Raw genomic sequence first — 16,132 nt, 5'->3', positions numbered from 1 at the left:
CAACATTAAACCGCAGCTAATTCTGCGGCTTCGTCTACATCCACTGTTACCAAGCGGGAGACACCAGGTTCATGCATGGTAACACCCAGCAATTGATGCGCCATTTCCATCGCATTTTTGTTGTGGGTGATATAAATAAATTGCACATGCTCTGACATTTCTTCCACCATGCGCGCATAGCGACCAACGTTGGCGTCATCAAGCGGTGCATCCACCTCATCAAGCATACAGAAAGGTGCAGGATTCAAACGGAAAATCGAAAATACCAAGGCAATTGCGGTCAGCGCCTTTTCACCACCGGAAAGCAAATGAATTGTGCTGTTACGCTTGCCCGGTGGGCGCGCCATAATGGTAATGCCGGTATCCAGCAACTCATCACCCGTTAATTCCAGATATGCATGGCCGCCACCAAAGACTTTGGGGAACAGCTCCTGCAAACTTTTATTAACCTGGTCAAATGTTTCTTTAAAGCGGGTACGAGTTTCACGATCAATACGTTTAATCGCATTTTCCAGCGTTTCCAATGCTTCCATCAGATCTGCATTTTGTGCATCCAGATAGTTTTTGCGCTCGGACTCGGTTTTATATTCATCAATCGCCGCAAGGTTAATTGGCCCAAGACGGGAAATACGCCCGGCAATGGATTCCAATTCTTCTTCCAGCGGCTTTACTTCTGTGCCTTCCGGCATTTCTGCCAGAATAGCATCCAGATTTAATTCATCTTCCTGCAACTGCTCAACAATCGTTGCGCGCTGCACTTCAAACATTTGTGCTGCAAGGCGCTCCTGCTCAAGATGAGCACGCACCGCTTGCACTTCCTGTTCGGCACGCCCACGCGCCTGCTCGGAACTTCGCAACTCCTGCTCAACCGTTTCCAACGCGCGACGCGCTTCGGTTAATGAAGCTTCTACCGACAGGCGTTTTGCCAGGCTTGCCTCTAATTCGAGCTTATATTCCTCAACCGGATCGCGATTATCGGCAATACTCGCCAACAAATTTTCACGGCGTTCTTGTAAGCGCGATGTTTGCTCCTGCAAACGGCCAATTCCCAAACGGATTGAATCCAATTGCGTTTTTACCGATTGGAAACGCATGGCTAATTCATGGGCTTTGTCTTTGTCATGGCGCGCACGTTGGCGAGCGGTATCCAGCCCGGTACGAATATCATCGCGTTGTTGCAGCAAGGTTTCGCGCAGTTCTGTATCTTGCTCCATCATTTCGATGGCTTCGCCCAAAATCATTCGCGCTTCTGACAAATGCTCCGCTTCCTGCTCCATTTGCTCGCGTGCTTCGCGAATTTCATTTTCTGCGCGCTCACGACGCATATTAATTTGTTCAACACGAACTTGTTTTGCACTCAGCTGTGAACGCAATTCACCGTATTTACGATTTTGCTCATCAACTTCACGACGCAGGGTTTCCCGGTCTTGCTCGAGGCGCTTAACGGTTGCACGCCCCTCTTCCAATTGTAAATTCAGCAATTCAACTTGATCTTCTGCATCTGCCAACTGCGCATTTAATTCTTCCAGTTCCTGGCGGCGAGCAATAACACCGGAGCTTGCATCGGTATCGCGAGTAACGCGCACCCAATGCGGGCTCAACCAGATGCCATCGCGCGTAATGACTGATTCACCAGCAGATAATTGCGCACGAACGGCCAATGCCGCAGCAAGATCTTCAGCAATATAAATACCAGCAAGCACGCCACCGACATCCCATGCCGCACTTACTTTATCACTCAATAATTTAGCTTTATTGAAGGAAGTTGCTACGCTTTTTGCCACTGTGTCGAATAAAACCAATTCTCCCTGGGTTAAATCACCGAGCAGGGTTACAACCGAATCCAGATTATCGGTACAAACAGCTTGCAAGCTGGACCCTAACACTGTTTCCAATGCCTTATCCCAACCATCGTTAACACTGACCGATTCAGCCAGACGAGTGTTGCTACTCAAACCTTGCTGGCTTAACCACTGCGTAACCGCTTTATTTTTTTCGCCTAACGCGGCCTGCTGCAATGCCTCCAATGAAGCATGGCGACCACGCATGGTTTGTAATTTACTTTTAACCTGATCCAGTTCGTTAACCAAACGATTATTGTCGTTGCGAGTGTTATCGAGCTGTTCGGATTGCTCATCCAGTTGCGAGCGTTTTTCTTCGGCAACCAAATCCATTTCTGCCAATTGTTCATTCAATTGGTTAATGGATTCATCTTCAGAACCCTCTTGCAGATTATTTTTTTCTTCGCGTAATTTTTCAATGCGCTGCAACAGGCGCTGCTGGACTTGTTCCAGATGTTGAATACGGGATTGTTGAACTTCGGCACGCTGGCGCGGCTCGGAAGCGCGCTGGTTAAAACTGTCCCAGTCATTTTGCCAACGCTGCATGGACTCTTCAGCATCGATCAATGACTCACTGGAGGTTTCTTCAGCTGCTTTAATCAAATTCAGTTCCGGCTCCAGTTCCAGCAATTCTGCTTCCCAAGTCTCCGCTTTTTGGGTATCAACCGCTAAATTCTCTTCAGCTTCTTTGCTATCACGTGTAGTTTGATCCAGGTCAGCCTGCAGCTGGCGTGCGCGCTCATTCGCATGCTGGATGCTTTGCTCAAGACGCGCAATTTCTGCACCTATTGCATAGTAACGGCCTTGAACTTCGTTAAACTTATCTCCCAACTCTGTGTATTGGGTACGATATTTTTCGATTTGGGTATCTTTGTTGACCTGGTCGGTCACAAAAGATTCCATGCGCAACTCCAGGTCGCGAATACCAGACTGTTTGGCTTTTGCTTGCAGATCCAATTGCTGGTATTTCAGCGCTTGCAGTTGCGCTTTTAATAAACGCTCTTCCTTTTTATATTCCGCATATTTTTCCGCTGCCTGGGCCTGACGCTGCAGGCGCGATAATTGCCGTTCCAATTCATCGCGAATATCCGTTAAACGCTCCAGGTTTTCCTGGGTACGACGCATGCGGTTTTCAGTGTCTTTACGGCGCTCTTTGTATTTGGAAATACCAGCTGCTTCTTCGATATAAACACGCAACTCTTCCGGCTTGGCTTCGATCAATTTGGAGATCATGCCCTGCTCGATAATCGCGTAACTACGTGGCCCCAAACCAGTGCCGAGGAAAATGTCTGTAATATCACGACGGCGGCATTTGGTACCGTTCAGGTAATAGCTATTGTCGCCATCGCGAGAAACTTTGCGCTTGATACTAATTTCAGTGAAGCCGGCATATTCGCCAGTGAGGGTGGCATCCGAGTTATCAAATACCAATTCGATAGAAGCCTGACCAACCGGTTTCCGGCCGCTGGAGCCGTTAAAGATAACGTCAGTCATGTTTTCGCCACGCAGGTTTTTGGCGGAAGATTCACCCATTACCCAGCGCACAGCGTCGATGATGTTGGATTTACCGCAACCATTGGGGCCTACAACAGCGCACAAATTGCTGGGAAAGTTGACCGTTGTCGGATCAACAAAAGATTTAAAGCCAGCCAGCTTGATGCACTTTAACCGCATAGTTCCACATCACCATTATTTGTATCTAGCCAGGTTTTTAGTGCCGGAAGCGCCCCCACTTCAGATCACCCCTGTTCAATATTTATCCGCCGGCAAAATGATTGCCTAGCCAATTGATTTTGTTAATGTTTTTCAGAGTAGCAAAAAAAATCCCGCCCTGTGAAAAAACATTTAAGGGCGGGATTCTACACATTTACGCTACGCTTTACACCCGCCGTGAAACACAAAGCCAAACAGGTCAAAAAAGCGCATAAATTTTGTTCAAATCTGGCAAAAGCATATAGCAGGAGCGGTCCTGCTCCTTACTTCACCTGACGATCAATAGTGACATTCACCACCGGGCCGGATGTTGTTAAATCCACAGGCCCCAAACTTCCCTCCCAATCACCCGGTTTTGCAGCCGCCGTACCATCGTTAGATATCCGTGCTACTACCTCTACCTTATCCACAGTACCCAGGCTCATTGCCGGGGTCATCGCCATAGATTCATTGAGCAGCACAACACGCGGTAAATCAGCCACTTTTACCCGATCAATTGCCAATGGCATTTTTGCTCCCTGGTAAGCACGGGCATAAACAAACACTACCTGGTCTGGCTGGGCCTTAACTCCATCAGCAAGGTTTACATGGACACCAATTTGGCGACCATTGCGGGACCGCTCCAGGTCCTCAACGCTGCCGCCCTCGGAAAAGAATAGGGTCGCGGCACGTTCAATCCCGGAAGACAGGGATTGACCTGTGGGAGTATCTGCTCCAACCAGCTTAACAACACGCTCCCAATGCTTTATTGCATTGACATAATCTTTTTTGGAGAAGGCATCGATACCCGCCAACCCCAGCGCCATGGTGTTATCTGGTTCGGCTTTCAATACTTTTGCTACCAGATCATTAATTGCCGGATTGGTCTGGCGACCATCGCGCAGAAACATCGCCTGGGCAACCTCTGCCATCACCATTGGTGATTCTTTATCACGCTGCAAAACTTGTTGATACGCGTTGACCGCCTTATCGAACTCATTCAACTCCATATAATTTCGCGCAAGAAAAAACCAATACTGGATATGATCCGGTACATCAGCGAGGCGCGCCTCAATCAAACGATTAACCTCACGAGTGCGCACCGGGTCGGGGTTGCGCCCTGCCTTTATGTCTTCTGCATCAAGTTGTTGTTTCAATTCCTGGGCCTGGCGCACTTCAACATCCGCACTGCTTCCCAAATGACTATATAAAGCCCAGGCTCCCACCAGCACCAGCAAAGCAACACAAGCGAGGGTTTTAAATCCAAACCTGCTGGCCCCCGCTGGCAAAGCCGCACGAACACTTGCCTCATCCTCCAATAGGGTGCGCTCTTGCTCGAGCTTTAATTGATCATATTGAGCCTGATCAATGCGCCCATCAGACAATTGCACATCCAGCTCGGCAACATGCTCGCGAAACAAACGAATATTCTCTTCAAGGCGGGCATTTACTTCAGAGGCAAGCGCGACTGCCACTACTTCTTTACGCTGCCTTAATAACGGCCAGAAGATAAAGCCCAACGCAATAACACTCAGGAGCGATGCCCCCACCCACAAGGACATCATTTGTTTTTCTCCTGCTTGTTTTTATCAGAGGAATGTACGGATTTATCGTTTAATAAAGCATCAAGGCGGGCACGCTCTTGTTGCGATAGACCAGCATCAGCTTCCTCTGCAATACGACGACGTTTGCGCACTATTAATAACAACAGTAGCGCCCCAAATACCAACAATAATACTGGTGTAGCCCACAACAACAACGTAGCGGGACTCAAGCGAGGGCGATATAAAATAAATTCCCCGTAACGCTCCACCATGAAGCTAACGATTTCCTGATCAGACTTTCCAGCCTCAATCATTAAATAAAGTTCATTGCGTAAATCCATCGCAATAGGTGAGTCCGAGCCGGACAAATTTTGGTTTTGGCATTTTGGGCAACGCATTTCATCAATGAAGCTTTGATAGCGTTGCCGATTAGTTTCATTTTTAAATTCGTGAACATCAATTGCCGCAAAACTGATTTGAACAGTAAATAGAAGGCTAAACGCGGCAAATGCTTTTATTAGAATCTTGTGCATGGCTTATTCCAGGTACCCGAAAAATTCATCGCGAGTATAACAACTCGGAAGGCTTGCGGGAAACTTTAGCGGCGCGTCCAAAAAACAATCACAAGTGTTTGTTTTCCAATCATTTTTTACTTTTTTTTCAAAAAAATGACGAAACTATTAAAAAAAGGTTGACCCATAGTTTTACATGATTAGAATACGCGCCACCAACAAGGTGAACGCTGAAAAGCGTGAAATCTTGGGCGGTTAGCTCAGTTGGTAGAGCAATGCCCTTACAAGGCATGGGTCACAAGTTCGAGTCTTGTACCGCCCACCACACTTACTCAAAAGGTAGCTGTGGTTTTTGTGACGCTGCGGACCGGTAGTTCAGTCGGTTAGAATGCCGGCCTGTCACGCCGGAGGTCGCGGGTTCGAGCCCCGTCCGGTCCGCCACTATTTAGAAATAAAAAAAGCCCCGCACATGGGGCTTTTTTTATGCCTGTTGTTTTTCACAATTCCAATTAAAATCGATCTCTCTTCAGTGATATTGATTAACCTCTAATAAATAAATTTACCTGTCATCTAGTAATTAGCTTATAGCGCTTTATTGCCTGCATCTTCGGGATGGGATGCTATATCCGCTTTGATGTGTTTATACGCATAGATACCCACATAAGTAATCATGATGCAACTTAAAATAACGATTACCAAACCCAGCACTACAATTGAATCCAGATACATAATTCACCTCCGCGTTTACATTCAATAATTTCAGTTTACGCGCAGATAAAAAAAGGGATTTGATGCATATCAAATCCCCTTCTCGAATCAATAACTCACTTAAACCAATGCTATTTCAAACTTTCGTAGATAGGCTTGATAGTTTCATTCCAGTTCTTTTCATTTACATCGCCAATATGTTTGTAACGAATAACACCAGCTTTGTCGACTAGATACGTTTCAGGTGCTCCAAAGACTCCAAGATTCAAACCCAATCGGCCATCAGCATCCACAATGCTAAATACATAAGGGTTATGTAATTCGGCCAACCAGCGCTGCGCATCTTCATCATTATCTTTGTAATTGATACCGTAGATAGTGACGCCTTGCGACCTTAACTTGTTAAGAAACTCATGCTCCTGCCGACAGGTAACACACCAGGTTGCCCACACATTTACCAAACTAACCTTACCTTTAAATAATTCAGGATTTGCTGTCACCAGCCCATCAGGATTCTCAGGAGCAGGTAATATTGGCAACTCAAATACCGGTACAGGCTTATTTAATAAGGCAGAAGGCATATCGTTAGGGTTCAGCGATAAACCTCGCCAAAACAGTACAGCAAGGATCGCAAAAATGACCAATGGGATAAATAAAAACAACCGCTGTTTATTCATTGGCCAGACTACCTGTAACAGCAACTGCAGGTTGTTCGGCTTTTGTGACTTTTCGATAACGTTTATCCGCCGCCGCAAGTACAGCACCAAAAGCCATCATCAAAGCACCCAGCCAAATCCAACGCACAAACGGTTTTAAATGAACGCGCATCGCCCATGCTGTTTCATTCAATGGCTCCCCCATTGCCACATACAAATCACGGAAGAAACCAACATCCAGCGCAACTTCTGTCATGGTATTACCCGATGCAAGATAACGACGTTTTTGCGGTTTCATTTCACGCAAAAATTTTCCATCCTGCATCACCTTAATAACTGCTTGCTCAGCCTGGTAGTTAGGGCCATCAATGTGCTCAAGCTTTTCCAGCACAAATTCATAGTCAACGACCTCTACATGCTGCCCTACTTCCATACGGATATCACGCTGCTCAGTGTAAATACTGGTAAGGCCAATACCTGCCACAGTTACCGCAATACCGGCATGCGCAACAACCATCGCGTAATAACTCAGGCTTAACTTTTTCAAACCAGCCAGAATATTTTCGGCGTTACGCAGGCGATGCAGCACATCCGCAATCAGCCCGATAAAAATCCAGCTGGCGATAAACACTGCCAATGCAGCCAGGATTTCGTATTTATCACGATAGAAAAATGGAAACGCCAAACCAATAACCAAACTAATTGCCCAGGGTTTCCACAAAATTTGCAGCATTTGTTTGCCTGAAGTGCGCTTCCAATTGGCAATTGGTCCGAATGCCATCAACAAACACAATAACCCCATCAATGGCAAAAAGAACAGATTAAAGTAAGGCGGTCCCACCGAAATTTTGCCCAGACCCAATGCGTCCGCAATCAGCGGATACAACGTGCCCAGCAATACCATGATCATGATAACCGTGAGCAAAATATTGTTGCCTAGCAACAGAGTTTCACGGGACAACCAATCAAAACCGGTTGAACCTTTTACCACTGGAGCACGCAAGGCATACAGTGTTAATGATGCTCCGACGACCACAAGCAAAAAGCCTAATACGAAAACACCGCGTTCCGGATCATTCGCGAATGCGTGCACAGAAGTTAAAACACCGGAGCGAACAAGGAATGTTCCGAGCAAACTTAACGAGAAGGTAAAAATCGCTAGCAAGATTGTCCAGCTTTTGAAAAGGCTGCGTTTTTCGGTAACCGCTAATGAGTGAATCAATGCAGTACCAATTAACCACGGCAAGAATGACGCATTCTCTACCGGGTCCCAGAACCACCAACCGCCCCAACCCAATTCGTAGTACGCCCACCAACTTCCGAGTGCGATACCAACAGACAAAAACCCCCACGCCATAGTGGCCCAAGGGCGAGACCAACGCGCCCAGGCACTATCGAGGCGCCCCGTTAAAAGTGCAGCAATCGCGAATGCAAAACTCACACTGAAACCAACATAACCCATGTATAAAACCGGTGGGTGGATAATTAATCCGATATCTTGCAGCAACGGATTCAAATCACTACCGTCTTGTGGAGGAATTGGCAGAATGCGATCAAAGGGATTCGAGGTTAATAAAATAAACAATAAAAAACCGACAGCAACAAAGCCAAGGATCGAAAGCACACGCGCTTGCATATCCAGCGGCAGTGATTTGCTAAAAATAGCCACAGCAAATGTCCAGCCCGCAAGCATTAAGATCCAGAGCAATAGCGAACCTTCATGTCCGCCCCATACTGCACTGATTTTGTAGTAAACCGGCAATAATGAATTGGAATTGGACGCAACATATTTCACGGAAAAATCATCATGGACAAACGAATAAACCAGGCAGAAAAAAGAGAACGCAACAAAGATAAAAAATCCGACCGCTAACGAGCGAGCGGATTGCATTAACACAGTACTGCCGAGATAGGTTCCACTTAACGGCAATACAAATAATGCAACACTTAAACAGAGCGACAGAATTAATGCGAACTGCCCAAGCTCCGGAGCCAATTGAACAAAATCAAGCGCCATACTTCAGGCCCTCGCACGTTTTTTGATGCTCACCCTTGTCTTTCATAGCTTCGGCCACCTCGGGTGGTGTGTAATTCTCATCATGTTTAGCAAGCACTTCACTGGCATTAATTTCACCAGACTCAGTGACAATACCATTGATTACCGCCGCTTCACCCTCGGCAAATAAATCCGGCAGGATGCCATTGAAGTTCACTTTGACATCAGCGATACCATCAGTAATTAAAAAGTGAATTTCCAATGAAGTATCCGAGCGCTGGACGCTGCCCGGCTTCACGCATCCACCGGCGCGGATACGGGTATTATGCGGGACATCACCTGAGGCAATTTTGCTGGGCGGATAAAAAAGGTTGATATTTTCGCGCAATGCATAGGCCATCAACCCAACAGCAATACTGGAAAACACCACAATAAAAATCACGATCATTAAACGTTGTTTGCGAACCGGATGCATGGTTTTAAATCTCTATAAATAAATCGAATAATTACTCAACACCCTGTCCGTCGGGATTGCTCTGAGCCAACTTTTGCAGTTTTTGTTGCTGTTTGAAAAACGCCTTTTTTTGCACTACGGGGCTCACAAGCAGATAAATCAAGGCAACAAAAGTGATGCCATAGGCAGCCCATACATAAGGGCCATGATTATTCATGGCGATAAAATCGGCAAAGCTTTCAAATTGGAACTTCATCATCAGCACCTTATTTGTTATTAGCAACCAGATCATTTACCCATTGGGTACGGCTTTCACGGCGCAAAATTTCTACGCGGGTGTAGAGCAACAACACCAATGCATAAAAACAGTAAAACCCGATAACCATAATCAAAAGAGGGTAAAGCATTGAAGGATCAATCGTGGATTTCCCGGTAAACTTAATGGTTGCAGGCTGGTGAAGGGTATTCCACCAATCTACTGATTTATAAATGATGGGGATATTTACCATTCCTACCAACGCCAATACTGCACTGGCCTTATCGGCGGTGTCGCGCTGTTGATAGGCTTGCTGCAAAGCAATCATACCGAGGTAAAGGAAAAACAGAATCAACATAGAAGTGATTCGCGCATCCCATTCCCACCAGGTTCCCCAGGTTGGCTTTCCCCAAATAGAACCGGTCACAAGTGAAATAAATGTTAACAACGCACCAATAGGTGCTGCAGATTTCATCACCATAAATGGTAATTTCATTTTCCAGATAAGCCCCACTGCTCCGGAAATCGCCATGATGTAATAACCGGCAAGGGCAAGGAAAGCAGCAGGAACATGGATATAAATAATGCGATAGCTGTTGCCTTGTTTGTAATCAGCCGGTGCAAACGCCAGCCCCCACACCGCACCAGTAACAATCAAAGCGATACTGATTACTGCCAGCCAGGGAAGCCAGGGATTGGTTTTTTCGTAAAACCAACGGGGAGAACCCAAACGATGAAACCATTGCCATGCCATAGTTGCCTGCCTTAAATAAATATCGTCGTCGTTATTGTTTTAACCATTACTGCTGATTTTCAGCGCACCTAATGCTGCAATTGGTGCAAGTACAATCGCAAGTGCCAGAAAAGCGCCCAATACTGCCAGTTGCATGCCAATCGCCCCGCCTTGAATAGCGGTTTGTACTGCACTTGCGCCAAAAATTAAAACCGGGATATACAACGGCATCACAATCAATGAGAGTAATAAGCCCCCTTTGCGCAAGGATACCGTAAGTGCAGCACCAACGGCGCCAATCAAACTCATGGATGCCGTTCCCAATGCAAGTGAAAATAATAAAGGCAAAAAACCTTCTCCCGGTAAGTGAAGCATCAACCCCAGCAATGGAGCCATAAGCGTCACCGGGAATCCCGATACCAACCAATGCACCAGAATTTTGGCCATTACTGTGAAATAAAGCGATTGTGGGCTGATGAGCATTTGCTCCAGCGAGCCATCATCGAAATCGCTACGAAATAAACCATCAAGTGATAACAATGTTGCCAACAACGCCATCACCCACACAATACCAGGCGCCAGTAACACTAACACTGACTTTTCCGGGCTTACTCCGAGGGGGATCAAGGTTACAGCGATTAAAAAGAATACCAAAGGGTTAGCCAATTCCGCCTTGTGCCGCGCGGCAACCAATAAATCACGACGAAAACTGGCAAAGAAGCCACCCAATAGCGATGAAGGTTGATTAGCCATGAGCGGCACCCGTCCCTTCAGCTACATTTGCAGCACTGGTTTGTGCGCCTTTCTGACCATGAGATTCGGCTTTTGTTTGGCTATTCCTGGTGGAGCCCGGCCGAAAATCTTGCAAGTTCACTACACGCAGCTGGGGCAAGGTCAAATCCTGGTGGGAGGTAAGGATCACTATTCCACCTTGCGCGGACTGGCGCGCTATCAGCGCCTCCAATTGGCTGACACCTAATTTATCGATCGCAGTAAAGGGTTCATCAAGGATCCAGATTCGTGCCTCCGCCAGGTGCAAGCGCGCCAATGCCACCCGACGCAACTGGCCGGCGGATAACTGGTAACAGGGAGTATCTTCATAACCGTAAAGGCCAACCGCCGCCAGTGCTTCTTCAATACTAATACGGCCACCGGTTTGGGCCAGATACCAGGCAAGGTTTTCAGATGGTGTTAGTGATTTTTTTATACCGGGAAGATGGCCAAGATAAAGCCGGTCACGTGCAAAATCCCAATTAGCATCCGGTAACGGCTGGCCGGCGTAAAAAATTTGTCCGTGATAATCACTGCTAATTCCGGCTAATGCACGCAGTAACGTAGTCTTACCGGCACCATTAGGGCCGCCGATTTGTACAACATCCCCTGCGGCAAGCTGCAAGTCCAATCCGGAAAATAACATCCGCTCATCCCGTTCACAGCCAAGATCTCGCAATTCAAGCAATGGGGTTGGAGATGAACTCATAGTTATTATGGGCCTATCAATACGTAAGACATGAGCAACACAGAAGACTCAGGGTAATTGCAGCACTGCCACTCTATATACAGAAATCAGATTGGTAGCCGCTATACTTTGTAAACCTGGTTATGACTAGCACGGTTGGGGGCGATTATAGCGGCCTAAATGCAAGCAACGCATCCCAATTTACGATTTTCATCACACTCCAGCGATTTAAACGGGCATTAGATTTAAACGGGCATTAGAGAGCAAGGCTATGGATCTCGGTTCCATTAATGAAAAACTGTTGCACAACCTACAGCGAACACAGATTGAGCAAATTGCCCGGATCAGTAAATCGTTGGGCCTGAAAATAGGTAGCCAGTTTTTAGCCCAGGCAGAAAAGGTTACTCAAGCTACACCCACCGAGCGTGCGGAAATTATTAAATCGATTGATGCAACGCTCGCGCAATTGAATAAAAATTCAGCTGCGCCAGCAACCAAAGCACTAATCAATCAGCTCACCCAACAAAAACAGCTTTTACAAGACCCGACATTAAAACTGGTCAGTTTAAATGCAAACCCAACCTTATTAACCGGAACAACAGTAACGGCTAACACCAACGCACAAAATATCGCATTGCAAAATTTGCTGACCTATACCAACCAACCCGTCCAAACCGGACAAACACTCTTATTGCAATTGACCGATAATGCACGCCTGCAAATTCTGCAACCCTTGAGCAAAACCCAGGTAGAAACGCTGGTCCAACTATTAAAAACACAGGGGATTAATTTAACGCTTCCCGAAGATCCTTCAGATCAACCCTCCAATTCACCAAAACTTCAGCCAATCAGCCGGGACCTCGCCGTTCAAATTGCAAAAATTGATATTAATAAATTACTTGCCGAACATACCATTAACAATCAACCCAAAGCAGCGTTAACGACAACTGAGAATGTTCGAACTGCCATTAGTGAGAGCCTGCGCAATTTATTACCTAAAAAAGATTCCGGCCAGGATTTATTAACCAACTTGCCGAAAGTCGCTCAATTTATTCAACAATTACCATTGGCACAACGTAAAGAATGGTTGCCAAATCAAATTCAGGACGCGCTAAAAACATTAGCCAATCATGTTCGCGTTAGCGATCAACTCAGCAATCCCAAAATGCTGGCAATGGCACTTAACAATAACGGCCAGAGTTTTGAAAATAAACTCGCACAAATATTACAACCACCCTCAACTCCAACCAATACGCCAACAACCATATCACCCATGGCAAAAAATGCTGCGAATATTATTAATAATAACGGAAATCCAATGAATCAATTATTGGGTAATGGCAAATCGATATCGACAAAGTTGCAGAATATAAATGTGCAGCAACCAACTCACCAGCCAAAAAATATCGATAAACTCGCTGCACAAGATTTAAAAGGTGCATTACTAGGGTTATTGCATCAGCTGGATACGGAAATTACTGCTTCATCACCGGGAGCATTACTGCAAAATGATTCCAGTAAAAGCGCATTGGTAAATGCCCTACCCCAGTTTTTGGGATTGTTAATGAACAAGCAACAAGGGGAGCTGAATCAGAAACAATTGCGTACGCAATTGGTCATGTTGATGCATCAGTATACATTGGGAAGCCTTGCAAAAATCCAACTACAACAAATACACACCGTTAACCAACAACTCAACCAGGCTGATGTAGCCCAACCGAACCAATCGTGGCAATTTGAAATTCCGGTACGGCATGGACAAGAAATTCACCCTTTGCAAATTCATATGGAACAGCAATGGATTGAAGAGCAACAGGAAGACAACTCCCAAAAAAGTGTTCGCGTTCGACAATGGAGTGTAATGTTGAATTTTGATTTACCTGTCGTTGGAAAATTTTATGCACAACTGGGTTTATTAGGTAACAACCTCAATGCAAAATTCTGGGCTGAAAATGAAAACATACTGGCTGAAGCGAAGCAGAAAATCGATTCACTTACGCAACTACTCGAACAGGAAGGTATTCGCGTAACTCATATGCAATGCATTCCCGGCTTACCTCCAAAACCCAAAATGCTGCTCGCTTATTCACTGGTAGATGTAAAAACCTGAGATCATCATGACCACTAATTACTCTTCAGCACAATTACAAAAAGCCGTAGCGCTTTATTACGATGGCAAGAATGCACCCCATATCAGCGCCAAAGGCACTGGCGCAGTTGCGGAGCAAATCATGGAAATTGCTCGTGAACATGGCGTGCCCCTGTGTGACAACCCGAGTCTGGTAGATTTACTGGTAACCCTGGAACTGGGGGACGAAATCCCTGAAAACCTTTATATTGCGGTAGCCTATATCATCGCTTTCGCTTATCAACTGGAAGGCAAAAACCCGGAAAGCGACAAACCACACGCAGGTTTTCGTTAATCCCCCACAGAAAATTACAAAAAACAATCGATACGGTTAGTTTTCACCCTTCCCATGGATATATTTAAGTGAGATTATGACGCCACTATTTTGACAAGCCCGTTTAAATAACAGCGTCCTATTAATAACAATGTCTCATTTCATCTCTACCGCAGAACTTCAAGCCCAATTGGGCAAAGTGGTTATTTTCGATTGCCGTTTTAATTTGGGCAATAAAACCCTCGGCCATGAGCAATACCGTATTGGCCACATTCCCGGTGCTTACTATCTTGATCTGGAAATAGATTTATCGTCCCCCGTTGCAAAACACGGCGGACGGCATCCATTGCCCAATGTAGAAGTTTTTTCAAAAAAAATGCAGGAATGTGGTGTTCATCCACACACCACTGTGGTGGTTTATGATGATTCACGCATGGCTTATGCGGCGAGAACCTGGTGGCTGCTGCGTTATTTTGGCCACCAGCAAGTGCTAATCCTGGATGGTGGCTTCGCTGCATGGGTGAATCATGGCGGAGCGCAAGATAGACGAGAACCCGCTGTTAAAAATGGAACCTTCAAAGCAACTATTCAGCCCGATTGCACCGTTAGTCGTGAAGCTATCCTGCAAAATGGCGGCAGTTTATTACTGATTGATTCGCGCGAAGCAAAACGTTACCGCGGAGAAGAGGAACCAATCGATCCAATCGCTGGCCATATTCCCGGGGCTATTAATTATTTGTGGCAAGATGCCACTACTGATCAAGGGTTTATAAAACCTGTAGCAGAACAGAAGGCACGCTGGAAAGATTTGCCACAACAAGAAAATCTGGTTGTGTATTGTGGTTCAGGTGTAACCGCTTGTGTAAATCTTTTATCGCTGGAAATGAGCGGCATTAACGCCAAACTTTATCCTGGCAGCTGGAGTGATTGGTGTTCATATCCATTAACAGACTCAAAACCTTAGTAGCCATAATAATTACATCCAATAAAAAAACGGGCAACTGAGTGCCCGTTTTTATTTTTAATTTGTGTATTCATATTCAATACGCACATCTAACGGTGCCCCTTTATCATCATCCAGATTTGAACGACCAAGGAAACGCATCAAGTATTTTCCGTTAGGATCATAGGCGAGATTAACAGGCGCAGAAAACAGCGACGCAATTTTTTTGGCGGGAGTAATTTGAAAATAAATCCATTCACGACCATAGTCGGCATCATACACCGGCGACTCGCGTGCCTTAATCTTGCGAATTTCCAGTTTGACAATACTCAAACGGTTAACTACAGCAAAGTCGTACTTCAAACGTTTACCTGCAATCAACTTATCCCAATTTAACTGGATATAAGAATCGAAACCGGCATCGATAACGATTTTTGCGTTATCCATAATCGTTTTCTGGTTTTGTTCGCCATGAATGCCATGGGTTAATACCAAGCGAGCGCCTTCAAATTGGGCAGAGGTATATTCTTTATCGCGCAAGTCTTCAAAATTAAACATCGGTTGAAACGGCTCACCACTGTAAACCAATGTTTTTGAAGCAAACGTTTTGCCTTCGGGCGACACATAATCTACACGCACAGATTTGTTTTCATCCAGGCCGGTGTAAAGCTCGCGATACATAACCTGATTATTATCGAGACTGTATGCAGTACCAGCGGCTACATAATTATCCTGCGCATTAGTAACTGCCGATCCCAAACCCACCAAAACAAATGCTAATAATTTGCAGCGAACTGCCACCAGGCTTTTAATGGAATTGAATCTTGTGTTGGACATAACGCTTAATCCTCCTACAGGCAAAACAAATGCACAGGTAACATTCACAACTATCAACCATCAGTCACCCATTATAGAAACAACTATACATACGGAGCC

15 protein-coding genes and 2 tRNA genes are annotated in these 16,132 nt (G+C 45.7%); 5 read left to right on the top strand and 12 right to left on the bottom strand.

Features of this window, described 5'->3' with window-relative positions; genetic code table 11:
* Positions 1 to 5 precede the first annotated feature (5 nt).
* The 3 genes from smc to A596_RS07955 all read right to left on the bottom strand — a co-directional run bounded on the left by smc (position 6) and on the right by A596_RS07955 (position 5,610).
* The gene (gene smc / locus A596_RS07965; protein WP_039913585.1) at positions 6 to 3,515 is read right to left on the bottom strand and encodes a chromosome segregation protein SMC; all 3,510 of its coding nucleotides are present in this window, start codon (positions 3,513 to 3,515) and stop codon (positions 6 to 8) included.
* A 302-nt stretch (positions 3,516 to 3,817) separates the two neighbouring features.
* Positions 3,818 to 5,098: a c-type cytochrome biogenesis protein CcmI gene (gene ccmI / locus A596_RS07960; protein ID WP_039913584.1), complete on the bottom strand. Its 1,281-nt coding sequence runs from the start codon at positions 5,096 to 5,098 to the stop codon at positions 3,818 to 3,820.
* The gene (locus tag A596_RS07955) at positions 5,095 to 5,610 is read right to left on the bottom strand and encodes a cytochrome c-type biogenesis protein (RefSeq protein ID WP_039913583.1); all 516 of its coding nucleotides are present in this window, start codon (positions 5,608 to 5,610) and stop codon (positions 5,095 to 5,097) included. The genes ccmI and A596_RS07955 overlap by 4 nt, the downstream gene beginning before the upstream one ends.
* Positions 5,611 to 5,838: 228 nt before the next feature.
* Between A596_RS07955 and A596_RS07950 the strand changes: the two genes are divergently transcribed.
* Both A596_RS07950 and A596_RS07945 read left to right on the top strand, forming a co-directional pair.
* Positions 5,839 to 5,914: transfer RNA gene (locus A596_RS07950), tRNA-Val, on the top strand.
* A 39-nt stretch (positions 5,915 to 5,953) separates the two neighbouring features.
* Positions 5,954 to 6,030, top strand: a tRNA-Asp gene (locus A596_RS07945).
* A gap of 141 nt (positions 6,031 to 6,171) precedes the next feature.
* On the opposite strand, the gene A596_RS23345 is transcribed toward A596_RS07945, so the two are convergent.
* The 8 genes from A596_RS23345 to ccmA all read right to left on the bottom strand — a co-directional run bounded on the left by A596_RS23345 (position 6,172) and on the right by ccmA (position 11,872).
* Positions 6,172 to 6,318 (bottom strand): hypothetical protein, encoded by a 147-nt coding sequence (locus A596_RS23345; RefSeq protein ID WP_200882884.1) that lies wholly within the window; start codon positions 6,316 to 6,318, stop codon positions 6,172 to 6,174.
* A 110-nt stretch (positions 6,319 to 6,428) separates the two neighbouring features.
* A complete protein-coding gene (locus tag A596_RS07940; RefSeq protein WP_039913582.1) occupies positions 6,429 to 6,974 on the bottom strand; it encodes a DsbE family thiol:disulfide interchange protein in 546 nt (181 codons plus the stop codon).
* Positions 6,967 to 8,949 carry a heme lyase CcmF/NrfE family subunit gene (locus A596_RS07935; protein WP_039914459.1) on the bottom strand — a complete coding sequence of 661 codons (1,983 nt, stop codon included), beginning with the start codon at positions 8,947 to 8,949 and terminating at the stop codon, positions 6,967 to 6,969. The genes A596_RS07940 and A596_RS07935 overlap by 8 nt, the downstream gene beginning before the upstream one ends.
* Before the next feature lie 10 nt (positions 8,950 to 8,959).
* On the bottom strand, positions 8,960 to 9,424 hold the full coding sequence (gene ccmE / locus A596_RS07930; RefSeq protein ID WP_039913581.1) for a cytochrome c maturation protein CcmE: 465 nt from the start codon (positions 9,422 to 9,424) through the stop codon (positions 8,960 to 8,962).
* Between the two features lie 31 nt (positions 9,425 to 9,455).
* Entirely contained in the window at positions 9,456 to 9,659 is a 204-nt protein-coding gene (gene ccmD, locus A596_RS07925; protein WP_039913580.1) for a heme exporter protein CcmD, read from the bottom strand.
* Between the two features lie 10 nt (positions 9,660 to 9,669).
* The gene (locus tag A596_RS07920; RefSeq protein ID WP_039913579.1) at positions 9,670 to 10,413 is read right to left on the bottom strand and encodes a heme ABC transporter permease; all 744 of its coding nucleotides are present in this window, start codon (positions 10,411 to 10,413) and stop codon (positions 9,670 to 9,672) included.
* Positions 10,414 to 10,452: 39 nt separating this feature from the next.
* Positions 10,453 to 11,145 (bottom strand): heme exporter protein CcmB, encoded by a 693-nt coding sequence (gene ccmB, locus A596_RS07915; RefSeq protein WP_039913578.1) that lies wholly within the window; start codon positions 11,143 to 11,145, stop codon positions 10,453 to 10,455.
* Positions 11,138 to 11,872: a cytochrome c biogenesis heme-transporting ATPase CcmA gene (gene ccmA, locus A596_RS07910; RefSeq protein ID WP_084128140.1), complete on the bottom strand. Its 735-nt coding sequence runs from the start codon at positions 11,870 to 11,872 to the stop codon at positions 11,138 to 11,140. Before ccmA ends, ccmB begins: the two co-directional genes overlap by 8 nt.
* Before the next feature lie 250 nt (positions 11,873 to 12,122).
* On the opposite strand from ccmA, the gene A596_RS07905 reads away from it, so the two are divergent.
* From A596_RS07905 to A596_RS07895, 3 genes are all read left to right on the top strand, one after another.
* Positions 12,123 to 13,961, top strand: a complete 1,839-nt coding sequence (locus A596_RS07905) for a flagellar hook-length control protein FliK (RefSeq protein ID WP_039913577.1) — start codon at positions 12,123 to 12,125, stop codon at positions 13,959 to 13,961.
* Positions 13,962 to 13,968: 7 nt separating this feature from the next.
* Complete coding sequence (locus A596_RS07900; protein WP_039913575.1) at positions 13,969 to 14,274, top strand: EscU/YscU/HrcU family type III secretion system export apparatus switch protein; 306 nt, start codon at positions 13,969 to 13,971, stop codon at positions 14,272 to 14,274.
* A 130-nt stretch (positions 14,275 to 14,404) separates the two neighbouring features.
* Positions 14,405 to 15,217 carry a sulfurtransferase gene (locus A596_RS07895; RefSeq protein WP_039913573.1) on the top strand — a complete coding sequence of 271 codons (813 nt, stop codon included), beginning with the start codon at positions 14,405 to 14,407 and terminating at the stop codon, positions 15,215 to 15,217.
* 57 nt (positions 15,218 to 15,274) lie between these two features.
* Here the strand turns inward: A596_RS07895 and A596_RS07890 are convergent, their stop codons facing one another.
* Positions 15,275 to 16,033, bottom strand: coding sequence for a hypothetical protein (locus A596_RS07890; protein WP_235425646.1), 759 nt, complete (start codon positions 16,031 to 16,033; stop codon positions 15,275 to 15,277).
* Positions 16,034 to 16,132: the final 99 nt, after the last annotated feature.

The sequence above is a fragment of the Cellvibrio mixtus subsp. mixtus J3-8 genome, assembly GCF_000766945.1.
GTDB classification, from domain to species: domain Bacteria; phylum Pseudomonadota; class Gammaproteobacteria; order Pseudomonadales; family Cellvibrionaceae; genus Cellvibrio; species Cellvibrio mixtus_A.
Note: the sequence above shows the minus strand (reverse complement) of the source record. Positions and strands in the feature narration are given on the sequence as shown.

What these genes read in the sequence shown, in the direction of transcription:
- ccmD (WP_039913580.1), bottom strand. Translation starts at nt 9,659, where the DNA reads ATGAAGTTCCAATTTGAAAGCTTTGCCGATTTTATCGCCATGAATAAT.
- A596_RS07940 (WP_039913582.1), bottom strand. Translation starts at nt 6,974, where the DNA reads ATGAATAAACAGCGGTTGTTTTTATTTATCCCATTGGTCATTTTTGCG.
- ccmA (WP_084128140.1), bottom strand. Translation starts at nt 11,872, where the DNA reads ATGAGTTCATCTCCAACCCCATTGCTTGAATTGCGAGATCTTGGCTGT.
- A596_RS23345 (WP_200882884.1), bottom strand. Translation starts at nt 6,318, where the DNA reads ATGTATCTGGATTCAATTGTAGTGCTGGGTTTGGTAATCGTTATTTTA.
- A596_RS07920 (WP_039913579.1), bottom strand. Translation starts at nt 10,413, where the DNA reads ATGGCATGGCAATGGTTTCATCGTTTGGGTTCTCCCCGTTGGTTTTAC.
- smc (WP_039913585.1), bottom strand. Translation starts at nt 3,515, where the DNA reads ATGCGGTTAAAGTGCATCAAGCTGGCTGGCTTTAAATCTTTTGTTGAT.
- A596_RS07895 (WP_039913573.1), top strand. Translation starts at nt 14,405, where the DNA reads ATGTCTCATTTCATCTCTACCGCAGAACTTCAAGCCCAATTGGGCAAA.
- A596_RS07900 (WP_039913575.1), top strand. Translation starts at nt 13,969, where the DNA reads ATGACCACTAATTACTCTTCAGCACAATTACAAAAAGCCGTAGCGCTT.
- ccmB (WP_039913578.1), bottom strand. Translation starts at nt 11,145, where the DNA reads ATGGCTAATCAACCTTCATCGCTATTGGGTGGCTTCTTTGCCAGTTTT.
- A596_RS07890 (WP_235425646.1), bottom strand. Translation starts at nt 16,033, where the DNA reads ATGTCCAACACAAGATTCAATTCCATTAAAAGCCTGGTGGCAGTTCGC.
- A596_RS07955 (WP_039913583.1), bottom strand. Translation starts at nt 5,610, where the DNA reads ATGCACAAGATTCTAATAAAAGCATTTGCCGCGTTTAGCCTTCTATTT.
- ccmI (WP_039913584.1), bottom strand. Translation starts at nt 5,098, where the DNA reads ATGATGTCCTTGTGGGTGGGGGCATCGCTCCTGAGTGTTATTGCGTTG.
- A596_RS07905 (WP_039913577.1), top strand. Translation starts at nt 12,123, where the DNA reads ATGGATCTCGGTTCCATTAATGAAAAACTGTTGCACAACCTACAGCGA.
- ccmE (WP_039913581.1), bottom strand. Translation starts at nt 9,424, where the DNA reads ATGCATCCGGTTCGCAAACAACGTTTAATGATCGTGATTTTTATTGTG.